Origin of the sequence: Bradyrhizobium sp. 164, assembly GCF_023073715.1 — a bacterium.
In the GTDB taxonomy this organism is placed as follows: domain Bacteria; phylum Pseudomonadota; class Alphaproteobacteria; order Rhizobiales; family Xanthobacteraceae; genus Bradyrhizobium.
Map to the genome: position 1 here is coordinate 93,666 of NZ_JADPKA010000095.1, position 20,615 is coordinate 114,280.

Here is a 20,615-nt window from a genome sequence, read left to right on the forward strand (position 1 = left end):
CGCTACTCCGCCATCTTGGGTTCGGTGACGCCATCTTCGGCCGCAGCGCTCGCAATGGCCGCGGCGGCGCGCTTTTCCTTCGATGAGTCCCACCAGGCGTTGAAGGTGCCGACGATGCCCTTCGGCAGCAGCAGCGTCACCAGGATGAACAACGCACCCAGCATGAACAGCCAGTACGGCGCGAGCACGCCGGAGGTGAAGAAGGTCTTGGCGTAATTGACGACGACGGCGCCGAGCGCCGCGCCGACCAGTGTGCCGCGGCCGCCGACCGCAACCCAGATCACCGCCTCGATCGAATTGCCCGGCGCAAATTCGGATGGATTGATGATGCCGACCTGCGGCACGTAGAGCGCGCCGGCGACGCCGGCCATGCAGGCCGACACCGTGAACACGAACAGTTTGTAGGATTCGACGCGGTAGCCGAGGAAGCGCGTCCGCGATTCCGCGTCACGCACCGCAATCAGCACCTTGCCTAGCTTGGAGGAGACGATGGCGCGACAGATCAGGAAGCCGACGATCAGCGCCAGGCAGCTCAGCGCGAACAATGCGGCGCGCGTACCCTCCGCCTGCACGTTGAAGCCGAGGATGTCCTTGAAATCGGTCAGGCCGTTGTTGCCGCCGAAGCCGAAATCATTGCGGAAGAAGGCGAGCAGCAGCGCATAGGTCATCGCCTGCGTGATGATCGACAGATATACGCCTGTGACGCGGGAGCGGAAGGCGAGCCAGCCGAAGCAAAAGGCGAGAAGGCCCGGCACGACCAGCACCATCAGCGCCGCAAACCAGAACATGTCGAAGCCGTACCAGTACCAGGGCAGCTTCTGCCAGTTCAGGAACACCATGAAGTCGGGCAGGACCGGATTGCCGTAGACGCCGCGGGTGCCGATCTGTCGCATCAGATACATGCCCATGGCGTAGCCGCCGAGTGCGAAGAAGGCGCCGTGGCCGAGCGAGAGGATGCCGCAATAGCCCCAGATCAAGTCGATCGCGAGCGCGAGGATGGCGTAGCAGACATATTTGCCCCAGAGCGCGACGAGATAGGTCGGCACCTGAAGGAACGAGCCCGCAGGCAGCAGCAGGTTGGAGAGCGGGATGAGGATGCCGCAGGCCGCGACGACGGCGAGGAAAATCGTCGCGCTGCGGTCCAGCGATCGCGTCAGCATGTGAGGGGTCATGCTTCCACCGCACGGCCCTTGAGCGCGAACAAGCCGCGCGGCCGTTTTTGGATGAACAGGATGATCAGAACCAGGATGGCGATTTTGCCGAGCACGGCGCCTGCGACCGGCTCCAGGAACTTGTTGGCGATGCCGAGCGTGAAGGCGCCGACCAGGGTGCCCCAGAGATTGCCCACGCCGCCGAACACCACGACCATGAAACTATCGATGATGTAGCTCTGGCCGAGATTGGGGCTGACATTGTCGATCTGCGACAATGCCACGCCTGCAATGCCGGCGATGCCCGAGCCGAGCCCGAAGGTGAGCGCATCGACGCGCGAGGTGGCGATGCCCATCGAGGCCGCCATGCGGCGGTTCTGCGTCACCGCGCGCATCTCGAGGCCGAGCGCGGTGTAGCGCAGCATCGCGAGCAGGATCGCGAACACGGCCAGCGTGAAGCAGAGGATCCAGAGCCGGTTATACGTGATAGTGATCTGGCCGAGTTCGAACGCGCCGCTCATCCAGGAGGGATTGCCGACCTCGCGGTTGGTCGGGCCGAACATGGTGCGCACCGCCTGCTGCAACACCAGCGACAGGCCCCAGGTCGCCAGCAGCGTCTCCAGCGGACGGCCGTAGAGAAAGCGGATGATGCTGCGCTCGATGAGGACGCCGATGGCGCCGGCGACGAGAAAGGCGAGCGGCACGGCAATCAGCAGCGAATAGTCGAACAGGGCGGGATAGCGGGTACGGATCACCTCCTGCACCACGAAGGTGGTGTAGGCCCCGATCATCACCATCTCGCCATGCGCCATGTTGATGACGCCCATCACGCCGAAGGTGATGGCGAGCCCGATCGCAGCGAGCAGCAGCACCGAGCCGAGTGAGAGGCCGTACCAGGCGTTCTGCACCATCGACCAGACCGCAAGCGAGCTTTGGATCGAGCCGATCGCGCTCGCGGCAGCCTTGGTCACCGAGGCCGGCTGGTCGCCCATGCCGGTGAGCAGCGCCAGCGCCTCCTGATCGCCGCGCGCCTTGAGCGTGGCGACGGCCTCCAGCTTCTCGACCTCGGTGGCGTCCGACTTGAACAGCAGGATGGCCGCCCGGGCTTCGCCTAGCGCAGCCTTGACGGATCGGTTGGTTTCCTTGGCGAGGGCGCCATCGACGGCTTCGAGTGCGGTCTCCTCATGCGACTTGAACACGGATTGCGCGGCCTGGAGGCGCGTTCCGACATCCGGCGACTGCAGCGTGAGGCCGCCGACCGCGGCATCGACGCTGCGGCGCAGACGGTTGTTGAGGCGAACCGCGCTCGCGCTGTCGGGAATGCTGGTCACCGGCTGGCCGGTCGCGGCATCGATCGACTTGCCGTCGGCGCCGGTAACATAGACCTTCTTGCTATCTGGATCGGCCATGAGGCGGCCGTCTTGAAGCGCGCTGATGATCGGCAATGCCAGCGGGTTGCCGCTGCTTGCGACCGCGCCGATCGCCTCTTCCGTATCGGAAAAATCGTCGTTGGCGAATTTTGCGACCGCATCCTCGAACGGACCGGCGAAGGCCGGCAGCGCGAACGCGATCAGGAACAACGAGAGCAGGAGCGAACGGAGACGGGCGGACAAATGGGCTGGCACTGTGAATGACCCCGGCGGAAATGGGTGGAGAAGGCGGCGGGATCGCCGCCCTCTCCAATCTTGCAATGGAGCGTCAGATCGGGATCAGGAGCCCGAACCGAGGCACTTGTTGGTCTTGGTATTGAAGTTGCCGCACTTCTTGCCGACCCAGTCGCCGATCAGGTCCTTGGAGCCGTCGAGCTCCTTCGACCAGGCATCGCCAGCAACGAGACCCGGGGTCTTCCAGACCACGTCGAACTGGCCGTTGCCCTTGATCTCGCCAATGAACACCGGCTTGGTGATGTGGTGGTTCGGCAGCATCTTCGACACGCCGCCGGTCAAGTTCGGCGCCTCGATGCCCGGAAGCGCATCGATCACCTTGTCCGGATCAGTCGACTTCACCTTCTCGACTGCCTTCACCCACATGTTGAAGCCGATCACGTGTGCTTCCATAGGGTCGTTGGTCACGCGCTTCGGGTTCTTGGTGTAGGCCTGCCAATCCTTGATGAACTTCTCGTTCGACCCGTCCTTGGTCTTGATCGACTGGAAGTAGTTCCAGGCGGCGAGATGCCCGACCAGCGGCTTGGTGTCGATGCCGGCAAGCTCTTCCTCACCCACCGAGAACGCGACCACGGGGATGTCCTTGGCCTTGATGCCCTGGTTGCCGAGTTCCTTGTAGAAGGGAACGTTGGCGTCGCCGTTGATGGTCGAGACCACCGCGGTCTTCTTGCCAGCCGAGCCGAACTTCTTGATGTCGGCAACGATCGTCTGCCAGTCGGAGTGACCGAACGGCGTGTAGTTGATCATGATGTCTTCCTGAGCCACACCCTTCGACTTCAGATAGGCTTCCAGGATCTTGTTGGTGGTGCGCGGATAGACGTAGTCGGTGCCCGCGAGCACCCAGCGCTTCACCTTCTCTTCCTTCATCAGATAGTCGACGGCGGGAATCGCCTGCTGGTTCGGCGCAGCGCCGGTGTAGAATACGTTGCGCTCGCTCTCCTCGCCCTCGTACTGCACGGGGTAGAACAGGATGTTGTTCAGCTCCTTGAAGACCGGCAGCACGGACTTGCGCGACACCGAGGTCCAGCAGCCGAACACGACCGCGACCTTGTCCTTCGTGATCAGCTCGCGCGCCTTCTCGGCGAACAGCGGCCAATTGGAAGCGGGGTCGACGACGACGGCCTCGAGCTTTTTGCCGAGCACGCCGCCCTTCTTGTTCTGCTCGTCGATCAGGAAGAGGATGGTGTCCTTCAGCGTGGTCTCGCTGATGGCCATGGTGCCGGAAAGGGAGTGAAGCACGCCGACCTTGATCGTGTCGTCCGCGGCCTTGGCGCCAGTCAATGAAGCCAGACCGAGCATCAGCCCGGCGGTCGCGGCGAGGACGCCGCGGCGGCTAAATGACGCCGCTATATCGTGAGTGGATTTGCTAAGCATGAGTGTATCATCTCCCTGACGCAGACGTGAAAAACGCTGCGAAACGGCCCCACGGCCGCCTGCGATTAACGGATTCGCAAGAACCATGCCATGGGCTAGACAGCCCTCAAGCCGTTGGTTTTGCTGTGAAAACGGCTTATTTTCTAAGTTTCGCCGCGATCTGCTCGCCTAAACCCTAGGCAATGGGAATGTATGCGAAAGCGGCAGATGGCCTGTTTTATATGCAAATCGTCCGTCTTGGCTAAATTTCCGGCACAACTATTTCTGCGCCGCAACCACCGTTTAGGACGAACCCGCCTTGAAAGCGCCCCGACGATGTTCCATATGAACGGTCGAGACTGCTTGCGAATCAAGCCGTCGTTGCGAGCTGCGTGTTCTTAAGCCCCTACGGGCCTCTGGCTTGCCCCATATCTCCCAAGCCCATCCGACACCCCAAACACGCAGGTGTCTTCTCGACACCCTATGCGCGCGCCGCGCCGAATGCGCCGGGCGCCCGCCTTTGACATGGAAAGAACCCCTCTTTTGACTTCGTTTCAGGATTTCGGCCTCGCCGAACCCATCGCACGCGCTCTTCGTGAAGAGAACTACGTCACCCCCACCCCGATCCAGGCTCAGACCGTCCCGCTGGCGCTGACCGGCCGCGACGTCGTCGGCATTGCCCAGACCGGCACCGGCAAGACCGCGTCCTTCGCGCTGCCGATCCTGCATCGCCTGCTCGATAACCGCATCAAGCCGCAGCCCAAGACCGCCCGCGTCCTGGTGCTGTCGCCCACCCGCGAGCTGTCCGGCCAGATCCTCGACAGCTTCAATGCCTATGGCCGCCACATCCGCCTGTCCTCAACACTCGCCATCGGCGGCGTGCCGATGGGCCGCCAGGTCCGCTCGCTGATGCAGGGCGTCGAGGTTCTGGTCGCCACTCCCGGCCGCCTGCTCGATCTTGTCCAGAGCAACGGGCTGAAGCTTTCAAGTGTCGAATTCCTCGTGCTCGACGAGGCCGACCGCATGCTCGACATGGGCTTCATCAACGACATCCGCAAAATCGTTGCCAAGCTGCCGATCAAGCGGCAGACGCTGTTCTTCTCGGCCACCATGCCGAAGGACATCGCCGAGCTCGCCGACGCTATGCTGCGTGATCCCGCCCGCGTCGCGGTGACCCCGGTCTCCTCGACCGCCGAACGGATCAACCAGCGCATCCTCCAGGTCGACTTCTCGGCCAAGCCGGCCTTCCTCGCCAAGCTGCTGAAGGAAGAACCGGTCAACCGGGCGCTGGTCTTCACCCGCACCAAGCACGGCGCCGACAAGGTCGTAAAGACACTGGAGAAGGCGGGCATCCCCGCCAGCGCCATTCATGGGAACAAGTCACAGAACCATCGCGAACGAACGCTGGGCCAGTTCCGGTCGGGCGAGATCCGTACCCTGGTCGCCACCGACATCGCCGCCCGCGGCATCGACGTCGACGGCATCACCCACGTCATCAATTTCGATCTGCCCAACGTGCCCGAGACTTACGTCCACCGCATCGGCCGCACTGCGCGCGCCGGCGCCGACGGCACCGCGATCTCGCTGGTTGCCGGCGGTGACGAGCTCGGCTATCTCCGCGACATCGAGCGCCTGATCCGCGTTGCGTTGACGCGTGAGGACCACCGCACCGATGCCGGTCGCCGGGATGCCGGTCCTCCCCCGCCGCAGCAACGACAAGGTCGGCCAGGCCGCCCGGGCCAGCGTCCGCAGGGCGCACGGCACGGGCAGGGTGACGGGCGGCGTGCCGACGAAAGGCATGGCGACGGGCGCCACCACAGCGCCGGCAAGCAGGGCGACGGACGCCCCGGCGAGGGACGGCATATTGACGGGCGGCCCGGCACTGGCCCGAAAGCTTCGAAGGCATCTCGTCGCCGCCGTTCCGGTGCTAAGATGCATTCGTCGCTAACCGACCGTCCGGAACAGCGTTCCGCGCATAGCGCCGGGACGCCTGATGGGATACAAGGCGTTGCCTTTTTGCGCCGCGAGAGTCGGCCGAACGGTCAACCGAATCGCAAACCCTTTTCGCACTAGCCGTCCACGACCTGGAGAAATTCATGGCTAAGGAAGAGCTGATCCAGTTCGAAGGACTGGTCACCGAAATCCTCCCCGACGCACGCTACCGCGTGCAGCTCGACGCCGGACACGAGATCGTTGCTTACACCGCCGGCAAGATGAAGAAGAACCGGATCAAGACGCTCGCGGGCGACCGCGTGACGGTGGAGATGTCGCCCTATGACCTCGAGAAGGGCCGACTGATTTTCCGCCACAAGGACGAGCGTCCCGCCACGTCCGGCGGCCCGCCGCGGGGTGGAGCGCAGCGCGGCGGCCAGTTCCGCCGCCGTTAGTCTTCGGGCGCCTCAGCGCGGAAGTAAAATTCTGGTCTGTATGCTGATCCGCCGCGCACCTCGCGGCGGATCAAAAAATCGTGCGCTCCGGATTGTTTTGAAGCCCTAATTCCGATAAAATGAATTAATCGATTTTCGGCCGGACGACATTAGCATCCACCGGTACAGCCGGTTCAGACACGCTGACGACCTTTCCAAAAATTCGATCTAACCTGCCTGCGCGAGCGGGCTCTTACATGGTGCTATCTAGAAGGGACTACCCCAGTGAGCATGGGAACCGTGAAGTGGTTTAACGCGACCAAGGGTTATGGCTTCATTCAGCCCGATGACGGTGGCAAGGACGTGTTCGTTCACATCAGCGCCGTCGAGCGCGCCGGCCTCGGCTCGCTGCACGAAGGCCAGAAGGTCTCCTACGAGATCGTGGCCGACCGCCGCTCCGGAAAGTCGGCAGCGGACAACCTCCGCGCCGCAGGCTGAGCCCGCCGGGCCCATAGCCCGGATATTGCCCCGGACCAGCTCAGGCGAGCCAAGGAATCAAAAAGGCCGTGCGCAACGCACGGCCTTTTTCATGTCGGAAGGAGGCGCTGCGATCAGTAGACCGTGCAGGCCGTAGCCGGGCTGTAATAGACGCAGGTGGACTGGCGCGGGCGGGTATAGGCAACATCGCTCAGCGTGACCGCGTTCTTGAGCACGTAACCGATCGTCGGCGTGTAGGTGTAGCTGACCTCACTGAAGATCAGGTAGGTGCCGCCGACCGCAAGCGTCGTGGGAATCGTGACCGGGGACTTCTCCGTGCGCGGCGCGGATCCCTTGCTCCACTGCACATGCGCCTGCAGGGTCGATGGGTCGACATAGAGTTCGCTGATCGTCGCCGACACCGTCGTGGTGGGATACGGCGTCATGACGCCGGTCGAGGCCGCGAAGAAATTGGTCATGTCGGTATCGCCGACCGAAATCGATTGCGAGGTGAGGTCGGACAGCGTCCGCGCCATCAGCGTCACCTTGCGATCGATCGCCACCGCCGACGAGAACTCGACCGTGCCGAAGAACATCACCAGCATCAGCGGCACGATCACCGCGAATTCGGTCGCCGCGAGCGCCCTGCTGTCCGCGACGAACTCGCCCACGGCGCAGCGGGCCGCCCACCAGATTCTCGACATCGTCTGCATCGTTCCGTCCAGATCCATTGGTCTTAGTAAGGCTCGTTCTTGAACGCGGCCGTGGCAACCAGCAGCCGCTTGCTGCCCGCAAGATTGGAGGTGTTGTAGCCGAGGCCGGTGACGAACAGCGGCCATTGATAGAACAGCCGCACCACCACGATGTCGCCCGCACCGCCCGGGCTGTAGCTCGTGTTCGTGTCGAAATTTCCGGAGCCGTCGATATGGGTCGGCAGCGTCACCGCAGCGAAGGACGAGAAGCTCGTGACTTCGACATAGAGCTTGCTGCAATCGAACAGCGCCGGAATCTGGCTACAGACATAGGACTTGAACGTTGCTTGCGTGCAGGGCTTGCTCACGCCGGAGACGGCGCAGGCCGTCACTGAACCGGATTGCGCCTGCCCGGTCAGAACCACGCGCGCGGAATTCTGCGTGATGGTCTCGAGCACCTGGCCCGCGAAGAACATCAGCGCCGTCTCGATGATGGCGAACAGCAACGCGAAAAACACCGGAGCGACCAGCGCAAACTCGACGACCGCGGAGCCGCGGCGGTTACCGCGAAACCGGCGCAGCGCGGCGAGCAGCGTGAACCTCGTTGGTGCAGGCGATGGCATCGCGTCAAATTCCCCGGCAACGGCAATCATCTGCCCGTTTCAATAGCGAAAACTGATTGTTTAAGTGTTTCAGGCGATCCGCTCCGGTCAGACCGCCTCATTAAGCATGCGTTAACCGCGAACGCCCAAGCACAGGCAGGCAGACAGGACGGCCACGCGGAAACAAGGGCGCGCGGAGAGAAGAACTCCTCGTGGGAGGCGCCAGCGTCCGGGCCGGTCAGGCGATCCTGCCCGAGCAACTTCGCCGGTTCTGCTAGTTGGTCTTGGCGCCGGCTCCGGCCGTGCCGCTGGCATTGCCGCTCAGTGTGCCCGCCTGGTTCATCGTGTTGTTGAAGTAGGCATCGCTGTCGCCGAGCGTGACGCGGCGCTGGCAAAGCGGCAGGCAGCTATAGGACTCGCGCTCGATCCCGCGATAGACGGTGACGAGCCGGTCGCTCGGACCTTCGACCTGGATCTGGCGGTCGACCAGGATCTCGCCGCCCCGGTCGAGCGCGATGAAATTGGTGGCACCATAGCCTTTCCCGGTCACGACGATCATGCCGCCAGGCTGGAGCGTGACGTCCGCGATCAGGGGATTGCCGACCACGATGGTCGCGACCTTGCCGGGGAGCCGTACCAGCTTGGCCTGGTCGACATTGACGGCGATGGTATCGGCGGTGGGCTCGGCAAGGCCGGCACCAGGCAACGCCAGCATCGCGGCCGCAACCAGAAGGCAGACGCGCGCCTGACGGCGCAGCAATTCTTTACGCATACTCTTACCCCCGGGACGTCACAAACCGGCAGAAACGATCAGACAGCGGAGCCGGTGCCCGACCCGACTAACCTGCCCTTAATTCGTGAACGTTCCGCAAACTCGCCGACTATTGTTTGAAGGGAGCTTCCGAATCGTCGGCGCCGCGCTAACGGCGGAACGGATAGGCGAGTTGCCCGCCGATTTCCTTCGGCATGGTCGCTTCGTCCTTGCCATAATCCTGCGGCAGCCTGCCCTCCGGCATCCGGAAGGTGCCGAACAGCACGTCCCAGATCGGGAACGTCCCGGCAAAGTTGGTGTCGCCGCCCTCTTCGAGCGAGGTGTGGTGCCAGCGGTGGAATACCGGCGTCGCCAGCACGTATCTGAACGGTCCGAAGGTCCAGTTCAAATTGGCGTGCACGAAGGCCGAATGAAAGGTGGTGAACGGACCGACCCAGATCATCACGTTGGGGGAGATACCGGCCATCAGCAGCACGACGTCGACGCTGATCGTCCCGAGCATGAGGTTGACGGGATGGAAGCGCGCCGCGGAAATCCAGCCGATCTCCTCCGACGAATGATGAATTGCGTGGTACTTCCAGAAGCCGCCGTCGTGGAAAAGCCGGTGCAGCCAGTACAGCATGAAATCGGACAGCACCAGGAACAGCACGGCCTGTAGCCATAGCGGCAGCTGTGACAGCGGGCCATGGCCGTTGTCGTAGAAAGCGATGAGGTCGTCGGCATCGCGGATGCTGAAGACGACGCCGGCGCCCACGATCAGCAGTCCGATCCGCATGGTGCGGGCGAACACCGGCACGAAGAACCAGTAGCAGATGTCGGTGAGGATCTCCCGCTTGCGCCACCACGGCGCGCCGGGATTGCAGGCCCAGAAATGCTCGAGCACGGTGAAGATTGCTGCGAGCACCAGGGTGACGGGGACCATCTTCTGGATCGTCTCGCCGAGCATCAGGGCGACTTGCATGGGCAGGCTCGACATCGTCGCCTCACTTCCGAATTGCTGGTCCCGCCTAGGCCTACTCCGCTAGATTTAAGGGAGGGTGAAGCCGGCGGTGCATGCGCTGCATTCGGAACAGACCGAATTCAACTGCCGCGTTAAGACGAAATTCACTCTGGCCAAAAGCACCGCGCCACAAGCGGGTTTGCTCGAATGAATTAACGCTACCGAAAGAGCTCGACTCTCATGTTCGTCGCGTCAAAGACAGCGCCGAACGAGGCGATCCCATCCAGACGGAGTTTTGTTCATGAAGAACCTGATTGCGCGTTTCGCGAAGGACGAATCCGGTGCCACCGCCATCGAATACGGTCTGATCGCCGCCGGCATCGCGCTGGCCATCATCACCGTCGTCAACAATCTCGGCAGCACGCTGAACACCAAGTTCGGCTCGATCAGCACGTCGCTGAAGTAAGCGGCTTGACGAGCGACCGCAAAAGCCCCGGACCTCCGGGGCCTTTGTTTTTCTGAAGACGGCGAGTTCCAGTGGCGTTGCGCGAGTACAGAACCGATGCCGCCGTCGCGGCGAACGAGGCGGTGTCGCAGACCAGCTCGCCGGCCTATTGGGTCTGCCTTGCGCTGCTGCTGGCGACGCTCGTCCTCGCCGTGCGCATTGCCAGCCTCTGGTGAGCACGCTTGCGGCGGTGCCACCCCCGCCGCCCGGCTGCCGTTGTCGGTTTGTTTAGCACTGCCGGCTAGCATCCGCGCCGCCAGCTTCCGCGACACAACCAGGCCTCAAGACGCAGCCCATGATCCTCGACCTTGCGCGCCTTCTGCTCTTCCCGGCCCTCATGGCGTTCGCCGCCGCGAGCGATCTCTTCACGATGACGATCTCGAACCGCGTTTCGCTGGCGTTGGTCGCAGGCTTCTTCGCCCTCGCCCTCGCCGGTGGCATGGCACCTTACGAGGTGCTGAGCCATGTCGGTGCCGGCGCACTTCTCCTGATCGTGGCCTTCTCCTGCTTTGCGATGGGCTGGGTCGGCGGCGGCGATGCCAAGGTCGCGGCCTCGGTCGCACTCTGGTTCGGCTTTGCACATCTGATGAACTTCCTGCTCTACGCGTCGCTGTTCGGCGGGGCGCTGACGCTGCTCCTGCTCCAATTCCGGCAATGGCCGCTGCCCTACGGACTGGCGGGCCAGGCCTGGCTCGCACGGCTGCACGCCAAGGAGAGCGGCATTCCCTATGGAATCGCGCTCGCACTGAGCGCGCTGATGGTCTACCCGGAGACCGAATGGGTGAAGGCGATCGACCTCGCTCACCTCGTACTGCGCTGAACGCACCGGGTAAACCAGGCGTTAAGGCGATTTAGATACGCCTCATTAACCATGCTTTGACGAATAGCTGGTCAACTGCCGATTACGGCGGCGGCAGCGTCGCGGCGTTTTGTTGGAAAGTGAAGCGTATGAATAGGGCACGCATTGTCGTCCTGACGGTCGCCATCGGCGCCGGCGGCGTCGCCGCGTACCTGGCGAGCGGCACGGACAATTCTGCGCCGCCTCCGGCTCCGGTCGCGCAGCTTCCGACCGTCGACGTTCTGGTCGCCAAGAACGATATCGGTCTCGGCCAGACAGTGAAGCCGGACGACGTGCAATGGCAGACTTGGCCGGCCGCGACCGCCAGCGCCACCTTCATCCGCCGCAACGAGCGTCCCGAGGGCGCGAGCCAGGTGACCGGCTCGATCGCGCGCGCTCCCTTCATCCAGGGTGAGCCGATCCGAGACCAGAAGCTGGTCAAGGCCGACGGCTCCGGCTTCATGGCGGCAATCCTGCCTTCCGGTATGCGGGCGATCTCGACCGAGATCTCGCCGGAGACGGGCGCAGGCGGCTTCATCCTGCCCAACGACCGCGTCGATGTGATCCTCACGCGCCGCCTCAAGAACCCGGACCAGAGCAGTGGCGCCCCGGACATTGTCACCTCCGAGATCATCCTCGCCAACATCCGCGTCCTGGCCATCGACCAAGCGCCGAAGGAGAAGGACGGCCAGAACACGGTGGTCGGCAAAACCGTGACCTTGGAGCTCAATGCGGCCCAGACCCAGGCGCTTTCGTCGGCCCGCCAGGCCGGAACGCTGTCGCTGGCATTGCGCAGCATATCCGACGTCAAGCTCAGCGAGATCACGCTCGACGAATCCGCGCAGAAGCGCGACGGCGTTTCGATCATTCGCTACGGCATTCCAAGTCAGACGGCAAAAGCACGATGAACACAGTCGATATGAAATGCAGGGCAAATCTGGCGACGATGCGAACCTCAGTGGTTCGCGCCCTGTCGTTTTCGGCCGTCCTCGCGCTGACGCTGAACCCGGCCCTCAGCCCGGTGGTCGCCGCCGACTACCGTCCCGTGGTGCCGGTCGCGGCCGACGGCCAGATGAACGCGCGTTTCCTCTCGCTCGGCATCGGCAAATCTGTCGTCATCGATCTGCCGCGGGACATCAAGGATGTGCTGGTCGCCGACCCCAAGATCGCCAATGCGGTGGTCCGCTCGGCGCAGCGCGCCTACATCATCGGCGCCTCGGTCGGCCAGACCAATATCGTGTTCTTTGATTCCGCCGGCCAGCAGATTGCGGCCTATGACATCGCGGTCAAGCGCGACCTCAACGGCGCGCGGGCCGCACTGAAGCAGATCCTGCCCAACTCCGACATCCAGATCGACGGCCTCGGCGACGGCATCGTCCTGACCGGCACGGCTGCGAACCCGCTCGAAGCGCAGCAGGCCAATGATCTCGCCGCGCGACTCGCCGGCGGCGCCGACAAGGTGGTGAACTCGATCGTGGTCCGCGGCCGCGATCAGGTCATGCTGAAGGTAACGGTGGCCGAAGTCCAGCGCAACATCGTCAAGCAGCTCGGCATCGACCTCTCCGCGAACCTGAACTACGGCACCTCCGTGGTGAGCTTCTCCAACTCCAACCCGTTCACGGCCCTTGGCCGCAATCTCGTGGACGGCAACAACCTGACCACGAAATTCGGCGCGACGCCGTCCGTGCAGGCCACCCTCCGCGCGATGGAGACCGCGGGCGTGATCCGTACGCTGGCCGAGCCGAATCTCACCGCGATCTCCGGCGAGTCGGCGACCTTCATTGCCGGCGGTGAATTCCCGGTGCCGGCAGGCTATGCGTGCGATCCGACCACGCATGTCTGTACCACCCAGATCAGCTTCAAGAAGTTCGGCATCTCGCTCAACTTCACTCCGGTGGTTCTGAGCGAGGGCAAGATCAGCCTGCGCGTGATGACCGAAGTCTCGGAACTGTCGAACGAGAATGCGATCACGCTCTCCCAGGCGGTGACCTCGACGTCGGTGAACTCGCTGACGGTGCCCTCGATCAGGACCCGTCGCGCCGAGACTTCGCTGGAAATTCCCTCGGGCGGCGCGATGGCGATGGCCGGCCTGATCCAGCAGCAGACCAAGCAGGCGGTCAGCGGACTGCCGGGGCTGATGCAGCTCCCGATCCTCGGCACGCTGTTCCGCAGCCGCGACTTCGTCAACAACGCGACCGAACTGGTCGTGATCGTGACGCCTTATGTCGTTCGCGCGGTTGCGCAAAAGGATCTGTCGCGGCCGGATGACGGCTTCGCCGCGCCTTCCGATCCGCAGGCCGAGCTGATCGGCAACATCAACCGCATCTACGGCGTGCCCGGTCGGACCGAACCGGCCAGAAATTACCGCGGCACCTACGGCTTCATCACCGACTGAAGCGGAACGGGGACTTCAAGATGATCACAAGACCACCCCAGCTTCGCAAACGCGCCATCCGCCTCGGTGGCGCGCTCGTCGGCATGGCGCTCGCCCTCGGCGGCTGCCAGCACGACGAAGCGGTCACCGCCTCCATTCCCGACGATTACAAGCAGCGCCATCCGATCGCGATCGAAGAGCAGAACCGCTCGATCGTCGTCTTCGTCGGCCACGCCCGCGGCGGCTTGACCGCCGCCCAGCGCGCCGACGTGATGGGCGTCGCCTCGGCCTGGCTGCACGAGGGCACCGGCGCGATCCGGATCGACGTGCCATCCGGCACGCCCAACGCACGTCCGGTCGCGGATACCATGCGTGAGATCCAGGCGATGCTGGCGGCGGCCGGCGTTCCGCCGCGCGGCGTCAACGTTCGCCCCTATCAGCCGGAAGACAAGCGCTTCCTGCCGCCGATCCGGCTCACTTACTCCAAGATCGCCGCGGTCGCGGGTCCCTGCGGCCTGTGGCCGGAGGACATCGGCCCCTCGATGAAGAACAAGAGCTGGTTCGAGAACAAGGACTATTACAATTACGGCTGCGCCTATCAGCGCAACCTCGCTGCGATGGTCAACAATCCGTCGGACCTCGAGCAGCCGAGGGCCGAAACGCCGTCCTACATGGCGCGTCGCACCACGCTCCTCGAGAAGTATCGCAAAGGAACGTCGACGGCGGTCTCCTATCCTGAAGCCGACAAGGCCAAACTCAGCGACACCGGCAAATGATCAGCTACGCTCGCCAGCCTCAAGAAGAGCAGCCGGAGGCCCCACCCCCGCCGGTCGATGAGCATATTGCGCCCTCGCCGCGTGTCTCGGTCCAGGCCTTCTGCGAGACCGTAGAGACCGCTGCCGCGGTGCAGTCGGCCGGCGAGGATCGCCGTCTCGGCAAAGCCCATCTGAAGATCCAGATGGGCGGCATGGCGGCGGCGATCGAAGCCTATCGCTCCGCCCCGACACCAAACGTGATCGTGCTCGAAAGCGACGGCCGCAACGATCTCCTGGGCGGGCTCGACCAGCTTGCCACCGTCTGCGACGCCGGCACCCGCGTGGTCGTGATCGGCCGCATCAACGACGTGATGCTCTACCGCGAGCTGGTGCGCCGCGGTGTCAGCGACTACGTGCTCGCGCCGGTCGGCGCGATCGACGTCGTGCGCTCGATCTGCAACCTGTTCTCGGCGCCCGAAGCCAAGGCAGTCGGCCGCATCATCGCCGTGGTCGGCGCCAAGGGCGGCGTCGGCGCTTCCACCATCTCCCACAACGTTGCCTGGGCGATCGCGCGCGATCTCGCGATGGATGCGGTCGTCGCCGATCTCGACCTCGCCTTCGGCACGGCCGGGCTGGACTACAACCAGGACCCGCCACAGGGCATCGCCGACGCCGTGTTCTCACCCGATCGCGTCGATACAGCCTTCATCGACCGTCTGCTGTCGAAATGCACCGACCATCTCAGCCTGCTGGCGGCGCCCGCGACGCTCGACCGCGTCTATGACTTCGGCTCCGACGCTTTCGATGCCGTATTCGACACGCTGCGCTCCACCATGCCCTGCATCGTGCTCGACGTGCCGCACCAATGGTCGGGCTGGACCAAGCGCGCCTTGATCGGAGCGGACGATATCCTGATCGTGGCCGCGCCAGATCTGGCGAATTTGCGCAACACGAAGAACCTGTTCGACCTTTTGAAGGCCTCGCGCCCCAACGACCGGCCGCCGCTCTACTGCCTGAACCAGGTCGGTGTTCCGAAACGTCCCGAAATCGCCGCCACGGAATTCGCCAAGGCGATCGAGAGCCAGCCGATCGCCTCGATTCCGTTCGAGCCGCAGATCTTCGGCTCGGCGGCCAATAACGGGCAGATGATTGCGGAGATCTCGGCCAATCACAAGTCGATCGAGATGTTCCTTCAGATCGCCCAGCGCCTGACCGGCCGGAGCGAGACCAAGAAACAAAAGTCGTCCTTGTTTTCACCCCTGATTGAGAAGTTGCGGGGAAAATAGCCGCCGCATGGAGTTGTTAAGTGTTCGGTAAGCGTAGCGGAACAGACACCGACCTTCGGGCTCCCAAGCCCGGCGCCGTGTTGCCCGAGCCTTCCCAGGCTCCGGCGGCAACGGTGTCGCGCGGCCCGCTCCCGCCGGCCGTCGCCTCGCCACCGCTTGCCCCTGCCAAGGCCCCGCCGCCTCCCGCCATGGAGAGCCGGCGCTCGGACAATTATTACGAGGTCAAGGCGACCATCTTCGGCGCGCTGATCGAGGCCATCGACCTCGCCCAGCTCGCCAAGCTCGATTCCGAGTCCGCCCGCGAGGAAATCCGCGACATCGTCAACGAGATCATCGCGATCAAGAACATCGTGATGTCGATCGCCGAGCAGGAGGAACTGCTCGACGATATCTGCAACGACGTGCTCGGCTATGGCCCCCTCGAGCCCCTGCTCGCGCGCGACGACATCGCCGATATCATGGTGAACGGCGCCGGCACCGTCTTCATCGAAGTCGGCGGCAAGATCCAGCGCACCGGAATCCGGTTTCGCGACAACCAGCAGCTCCTCAATATCTGTCAGCGCATCGTCAGCCAGGTCGGCCGGCGCGTCGACGAATCCTCACCGATCTGCGACGCGCGCCTCGCCGACGGCTCCCGCGTCAACGCTATCGTGCCGCCGCTCGCGATCGACGGCCCCGCCCTCACCATCCGCAAATTCAAGAAGGACAAGCTGACGCTCGATCAGCTCGTCAAGTTCGGCGCGATCTCGCCGGAAGGCGCAGAGATCCTCCAGATCATCGGACGGGTCCGCTGCAACGTGCTGATCTCCGGCGGTACCGGCTCGGGCAAGACGACGCTGCTCAATTGTCTGACCAACTACATCGAGCACGACGAGCGGGTCATCACCTGCGAGGACGCGGCCGAGCTCCAGCTCCAGCAACCTCACGTGGTCCGGCTCGAAACCCGCCCGCCCAACATCGAAGGCGAAGGCCAGGTCACCATGCGCGAGCTGGTGCGCAACTGCCTTCGTATGCGCCCCGAACGCATCATCGTCGGCGAAGTCCGCGGCCCCGAGGCGTTCGACCTGCTTCAGGCCATGAACACCGGCCATGACGGCTCGATGGGAACGCTGCACGCCAACAATCCGCGCGAGGCGCTGTCGCGCTGCGAATCCATGATCACTATGGGCGGCTTCTCTCTGCCCTCGCGCACCATTCGCGAGATGATCTGCGCATCCATCGATGTCATCATTCAGGCCGCACGCCTGCGTGACGGCTCGCGCCGGATCACCCACATCACCGAAGTGATGGGCATGGAAGGTGACACCATCATCACCCAAGATATCTTCCTCTACGACCTGATCGGCGAAGACGCCAACGGCAAGATCATCGGCCGGCACCGCTCGACCGGCATCGGCCGCCCGAAATTCTGGGAACGCGCCCGCTATTACGGCGAAGAGAAGCGCCTTGCCGCCGCGCTCGACGCCGCGGAAGTGGCGCCGACAACGTGAGGAGGTCAGCGTCGTGAACATGCAGGTCCTCGCGCTCGCGTTTCTCGCCACGGCCGCCGTCGGCGGCATCGCCTGGGTCTTCCTCTATCCACTCCTGTCAGGGGAGCGGAAAGCCGAAAACCGCCGCGCGGCGATCGCGCGTGCCGACGCGCCCGCGGCCAAGCAGACCGAGAAGAGCCAACGAACGCGCCGTGAGCAGGTCGAGACTTCGCTCAAGGATCTCGAGGCGCGGCGCCAGCAGGAGAAGCGGGTTCCGCTCAGTGTCCGCCTCTCGCAGGCAGGGCTCGACTGGACGGCGCAGAAATTCTGGGTGGTGTCCGCCGTCGTGGCGGGCGTGCTGTTCGCGGCCGCTCTGTTCGTCGGGGGCGGCCTGCTCGGTGCCGCCGGCCTGGCTTTTGCTGGCGGCTTCGGCCTGCCGCGCTGGGCACTGGGTTTCCTCAAGAAGCGCCGCGAGTCCAAGTTCCTGGCGGCGCTGCCTGATGCGGTCGACGTGATCGTGCGCGGCATCAAGGCGGGTCTGCCGCTGTTCGAATCGATCAAGGTCGTCGCTGCCGATTCACCGGAGCCGCTGCGCACCGAGTTCCTCCAGATCATCGAGACGCAGGCGATCGGCATGCCGCTCGGTGAGGCCTGCTTGCGTCTCTATGAGCGCATGCCGCTCCCAGAGGCGAACTTCTTCGGCATCGTTATCTCGATCCAGCAGAAATCGGGCGGCAACCTCTCCGAAGCGCTCGGCAACCTCTCCAAGGTGCTGCGCGACCGCAAGAAGATGAAGGAAAAGATTCAGGCGATGTCGATGGAGGCGAAGGCCTCGGCAGGCATCATCGGCTCGCTGCCGCCGATCGTGATGTTCCTCGTCTATCTCACGACGCCGCACTACATCTCGCTGCTTTGGACCCACCCGACCGGCCAGCTGATGCTGGTCGGCTGCGTCGTCTGGATGTCGATCGGCATCATGGTGATGAAGAAGATGATCAACTTCGATTTCTGACGGTGCCGTATGGTCGAGTTTCTCGTTTCGAAGCTACATGACGTCCGCTTCATGACCATGCTGCTGGCAGCCATTGCCGCCAGCGCCACCGTCTATACGCTGGTGATGCCGCTGTTTGCCGGCGAGGGACTCTCCAAGCGCATGAAGGCGGTGGCGAGCGAGCGTGAGCGCCTCCGGCAGCGCGAGCGCGAGCGCCTCAACAAGAACGAGAAGGTCTCGCTGCGCCAGTCGCCGAAGCAGCTCGTCTCCAAGGTGGTCGAGGACTTCAACCTCACCAAATGGCTGGCGCAGGAGGCCGCCCGCGACAAGCTCATCATGGCGGGCTACCGCGGCCAGGCGCCCTACATCACCTTCCTGTTTGCCCGCATGGTCGCTCCGATCGCGCTCTTCATCGGTACCGCCATCTACGTCTTCTTGATCGCGCACCTTGAGCAGGCGCTGCCGGTCAAGATCGGCATCTGCGTCGGCGCGGCCTATCTCGGCCTCCAGGCGCCGATGCTGTTCCTCAAGAACGCGATCTCCAAGCGCCAGCTCTCGATCAAGCGCGCCTTTCCCGACGCGCTCGACCTGCTGCTGATCTGCATCGAATCCGGCATGTCGGTCGAAATGGCGTTCCGCAAAGTCGCCACGGAGATCGTCGGCCAGTCGATCGCACTGTCGGAGGAGTTCGCACTGACCACGGCCGAGCTGTCCTACTTGCAGGACCGGAAGATGGCCTATGAGAACCTGGCGCGGCGCACCGGGCTCGAAGGCGTCAAGTCGGTCTGTCTGGCGCTTCAGCAGGCGGAGCGCTACGGTACGCCGCTCGGGCATTCCCTGCGTGTCATGGCGCAGGAAAACCGCGACATGCGCATGAATGAGGCCGAGAAGAAGGCCGCTGCGCTACCGCCGAAACTGACGGTGCCGATGATCCTGTTCTTCCTTCCGGTCCTGTTCGTCGTCATTCTCGGACCGACGGGCATCAAGATCACCGAGCTGCACTGACGCGAGAGACCCCCGCGCGCGGTCCAAGATCAGGCCGATTAATCGGGCTGGCCGAGCGAGGCGACCGGCGTCCGCTTCGGCGCCCCGCGCGGAGCGTCGTTGCGGTTCAGCATTTCCTTGAGATAGGCGACATTGGCCGCGGCCTGGTCCGGCGGCAGGTCCGCCTTCACGATGGTCTCGGCTTCGGCGAAGCGCCCTTGCAGGCCGACGACCAGACCGAGATTCTGCCGCACCCGGGCGCTCGCGCGCGGCGAAGCGTAAGCCTGTCGCAGCGCCTCTTCGGCCTTGGGCAGGTTCCTCGTCAACATGTAGGACAGGCCGAGATTGGAGAGGACGCCGGGATCACCTGGTGCGATCTTCAGGGCGCTCGCATAATAGGAGCGCGCCTCGTCGTGCCGGCCCATCTGGTCGAGCGCAGTACCTTGCACCGAGAGCAGGCGCCAGTCCGGATTGTCGGGCGAATGCGCCTTCGACAGCACGTCGAAGGCCTGCTGGAAATTGCCGTTGTCGGCGAGCGCGCGGCCGTACTGGGCGAGCAGCGCCTTGTTGCCGGGATTGGCGATGGTCGCCTGCTCGAGCACGGCGGCGGCCTGGGCACGCTGGCCATTGGCGCGCAAGGCCTGACCATAGGCGAGCGCGGCGTCAGCATCCTTGGGATTGGCGCGATAGCGCTCGCCATAGACTTCGGCAGCGCGCGCGGGATCGGCCGGAGCGGCTTCCGCCCGCGGCCCGACCGAGCCCGTGACCTCGGAGAGCTTCGACATGCCCGTGCAGCCGCCGAGGCCCATGGCCAACGCCGCGACCAGCGAGGTGGACGCAAGAAGCCGGGCAAGACTGAACCGTTGACGCATGACACTTTGACTCTCGAGCCGATTGATCGAGCCGAACGCGCCAGCAATAGACTGTTAACCCTAACGGCCAGTTAACACCGACGAGTGGGAGATACGAGAGCTTCCCGACGGCGGTTTCGTCCCGCCGGTCAATATTCGATGGCAAGTCGCTTGCGGATTTCATCGACGCGTTTGTCCAGCGCATCGAACCGCGCATGGACGGAGCGGTCGTGCAGATAGAAGACGTAGCCGCCGGCAAGGAACGCGAAGATCCAATGATGATGCTCGACATAGCCGAAAATCGCCTCAACGGCCTGGCCGATGAATGTGACTACGCTCCACACAAATTCCATTGCATCCTCCCGGCAGGCGTCCTCGGCCGCCGGCGATTTCCATATCTGGCGGCCGTGCTCGGAACCTAGCATGGCCCCCTCGCTGCGAGTAGCGGCTCGCTGAACGGTGACAGCAAAGCCGATTGCGGCGGCGCCGAAACTCTGCGAAGTCTCGTCCGTTCGTACGACCCGCTTGATCTGACGATCCGGACC

22 protein-coding genes are annotated in these 20,615 nt (G+C 63.9%); 13 read left to right on the forward strand and 9 right to left on the reverse strand.

Annotated features, from left to right (window positions below):
• Positions 1–2: 2 nt before the first annotated feature.
• The 3 genes from urtC to urtA all read right to left on the reverse strand — a co-directional run bounded on the left by urtC (position 3) and on the right by urtA (position 4,189).
• Entirely contained in the window at positions 3–1,172 is a 1,170-nt protein-coding gene (urtC, locus tag IVB01_RS28940) for an urea ABC transporter permease subunit UrtC (RefSeq protein ID WP_247495080.1), read from the reverse strand.
• The gene (gene urtB, locus IVB01_RS28945; RefSeq protein ID WP_247277827.1) at positions 1,169–2,776 is read right to left on the reverse strand and encodes an urea ABC transporter permease subunit UrtB; all 1,608 of its coding nucleotides are present in this window, start codon (positions 2,774–2,776) and stop codon (positions 1,169–1,171) included. The genes urtC and urtB overlap by 4 nt, the downstream gene beginning before the upstream one ends.
• An 84-nt stretch (positions 2,777–2,860) precedes the next feature.
• A complete protein-coding gene (gene urtA, locus IVB01_RS28950; RefSeq protein WP_247277828.1) occupies positions 2,861–4,189 on the reverse strand; it encodes an urea ABC transporter substrate-binding protein in 1,329 nt (442 codons plus the stop codon).
• Positions 4,190–4,669: 480 nt separating this feature from the next.
• Here urtA and IVB01_RS28955 point away from each other — a divergent pair, with 480 nt between their 5' ends.
• From IVB01_RS28955 to IVB01_RS28965, 3 genes are all read left to right on the forward strand, one after another.
• Positions 4,670–6,241 (forward strand): DEAD/DEAH box helicase, encoded by a 1,572-nt coding sequence (locus IVB01_RS28955; protein WP_247277829.1) that lies wholly within the window; start codon positions 4,670–4,672, stop codon positions 6,239–6,241.
• A gap of 23 nt (positions 6,242–6,264) precedes the next feature.
• Positions 6,265–6,555, forward strand: coding sequence for a translation initiation factor IF-1 (infA, locus tag IVB01_RS28960; protein WP_011084263.1), 291 nt, complete (start codon positions 6,265–6,267; stop codon positions 6,553–6,555).
• A gap of 264 nt (positions 6,556–6,819) precedes the next feature.
• The gene (locus IVB01_RS28965) at positions 6,820–7,032 is read left to right on the forward strand and encodes a cold-shock protein (RefSeq protein WP_247277830.1); all 213 of its coding nucleotides are present in this window, start codon (positions 6,820–6,822) and stop codon (positions 7,030–7,032) included.
• Positions 7,033–7,145: 113 nt separating this feature from the next.
• Here IVB01_RS28965 and IVB01_RS28970 read toward each other — a convergent pair whose 3' ends face one another.
• The 4 genes from IVB01_RS28970 to IVB01_RS28985 form a co-directional block, all read right to left on the reverse strand.
• Positions 7,146–7,724 carry a TadE/TadG family type IV pilus assembly protein gene (locus IVB01_RS28970; protein ID WP_247277831.1) on the reverse strand — a complete coding sequence of 193 codons (579 nt, stop codon included), beginning with the start codon at positions 7,722–7,724 and terminating at the stop codon, positions 7,146–7,148.
• Positions 7,725–7,747: 23 nt separating this feature from the next.
• Positions 7,748–8,326: a TadE/TadG family type IV pilus assembly protein gene (locus IVB01_RS28975; protein ID WP_247277832.1), complete on the reverse strand. Its 579-nt coding sequence runs from the start codon at positions 8,324–8,326 to the stop codon at positions 7,748–7,750.
• A gap of 253 nt (positions 8,327–8,579) precedes the next feature.
• Positions 8,580–9,077, reverse strand: coding sequence for a pilus assembly protein N-terminal domain-containing protein (locus IVB01_RS28980; RefSeq protein ID WP_247277833.1), 498 nt, complete (start codon positions 9,075–9,077; stop codon positions 8,580–8,582).
• A 148-nt stretch (positions 9,078–9,225) separates the two neighbouring features.
• Positions 9,226–10,053, reverse strand: a complete 828-nt coding sequence (locus tag IVB01_RS28985; RefSeq protein WP_247277834.1) for a sterol desaturase family protein — start codon at positions 10,051–10,053, stop codon at positions 9,226–9,228.
• Positions 10,054–10,318: 265 nt separating this feature from the next.
• Here IVB01_RS28985 and IVB01_RS28990 point away from each other — a divergent pair, with 265 nt between their 5' ends.
• The 10 genes from IVB01_RS28990 (at position 10,319) to IVB01_RS29035 (ending at position 19,240) form a co-directional block, all read left to right on the forward strand.
• Positions 10,319–10,483, forward strand: coding sequence for a Flp family type IVb pilin (locus IVB01_RS28990; RefSeq protein WP_129274995.1), 165 nt, complete (start codon positions 10,319–10,321; stop codon positions 10,481–10,483).
• A gap of 77 nt (positions 10,484–10,560) precedes the next feature.
• A complete protein-coding gene (locus IVB01_RS28995; protein WP_247277941.1) occupies positions 10,561–10,698 on the forward strand; it encodes a hypothetical protein in 138 nt (45 codons plus the stop codon).
• Between the two features lie 119 nt (positions 10,699–10,817).
• Entirely contained in the window at positions 10,818–11,342 is a 525-nt protein-coding gene (locus IVB01_RS29000; RefSeq protein ID WP_247277835.1) for a prepilin peptidase, read from the forward strand.
• A 128-nt stretch (positions 11,343–11,470) separates the two neighbouring features.
• A complete protein-coding gene (gene cpaB / locus IVB01_RS29005) occupies positions 11,471–12,268 on the forward strand; it encodes a Flp pilus assembly protein CpaB (protein ID WP_247277836.1) in 798 nt (265 codons plus the stop codon).
• Positions 12,269–12,279: 11 nt separating this feature from the next.
• Positions 12,280–13,755, forward strand: coding sequence for a type II and III secretion system protein family protein (locus IVB01_RS29010; protein WP_247277937.1), 1,476 nt, complete (start codon positions 12,280–12,282; stop codon positions 13,753–13,755).
• A 20-nt stretch (positions 13,756–13,775) separates the two neighbouring features.
• Positions 13,776–14,510: a CpaD family pilus assembly protein gene (locus tag IVB01_RS29015; protein ID WP_247277837.1), complete on the forward strand. Its 735-nt coding sequence runs from the start codon at positions 13,776–13,778 to the stop codon at positions 14,508–14,510.
• On the forward strand, positions 14,507–15,775 hold the full coding sequence (locus IVB01_RS29020) for an AAA family ATPase (protein WP_247277838.1): 1,269 nt from the start codon (positions 14,507–14,509) through the stop codon (positions 15,773–15,775). The genes IVB01_RS29015 and IVB01_RS29020 overlap by 4 nt, the downstream gene beginning before the upstream one ends.
• A 20-nt stretch (positions 15,776–15,795) precedes the next feature.
• Positions 15,796–17,265, forward strand: a complete 1,470-nt coding sequence (locus tag IVB01_RS29025) for a CpaF family protein (RefSeq protein WP_247277839.1) — start codon at positions 15,796–15,798, stop codon at positions 17,263–17,265.
• Positions 17,266–17,278: 13 nt separating this feature from the next.
• Positions 17,279–18,256 carry a type II secretion system F family protein gene (locus tag IVB01_RS29030; RefSeq protein WP_247277840.1) on the forward strand — a complete coding sequence of 326 codons (978 nt, stop codon included), beginning with the start codon at positions 17,279–17,281 and terminating at the stop codon, positions 18,254–18,256.
• A gap of 9 nt (positions 18,257–18,265) precedes the next feature.
• Positions 18,266–19,240, forward strand: a complete 975-nt coding sequence (locus IVB01_RS29035) for a type II secretion system F family protein (protein ID WP_247277841.1) — start codon at positions 18,266–18,268, stop codon at positions 19,238–19,240.
• Between the two features lie 38 nt (positions 19,241–19,278).
• Here IVB01_RS29035 and IVB01_RS29040 read toward each other — a convergent pair whose 3' ends face one another.
• Positions 19,279–20,091, reverse strand: coding sequence for a tetratricopeptide repeat protein (locus IVB01_RS29040; RefSeq protein WP_247277842.1), 813 nt, complete (start codon positions 20,089–20,091; stop codon positions 19,279–19,281).
• 128 nt (positions 20,092–20,219) lie between these two features.
• On the reverse strand, positions 20,220–20,423 hold the full coding sequence (locus tag IVB01_RS35785; protein WP_183247077.1) for a hypothetical protein: 204 nt from the start codon (positions 20,421–20,423) through the stop codon (positions 20,220–20,222).
• Positions 20,424–20,615: the final 192 nt, after the last annotated feature.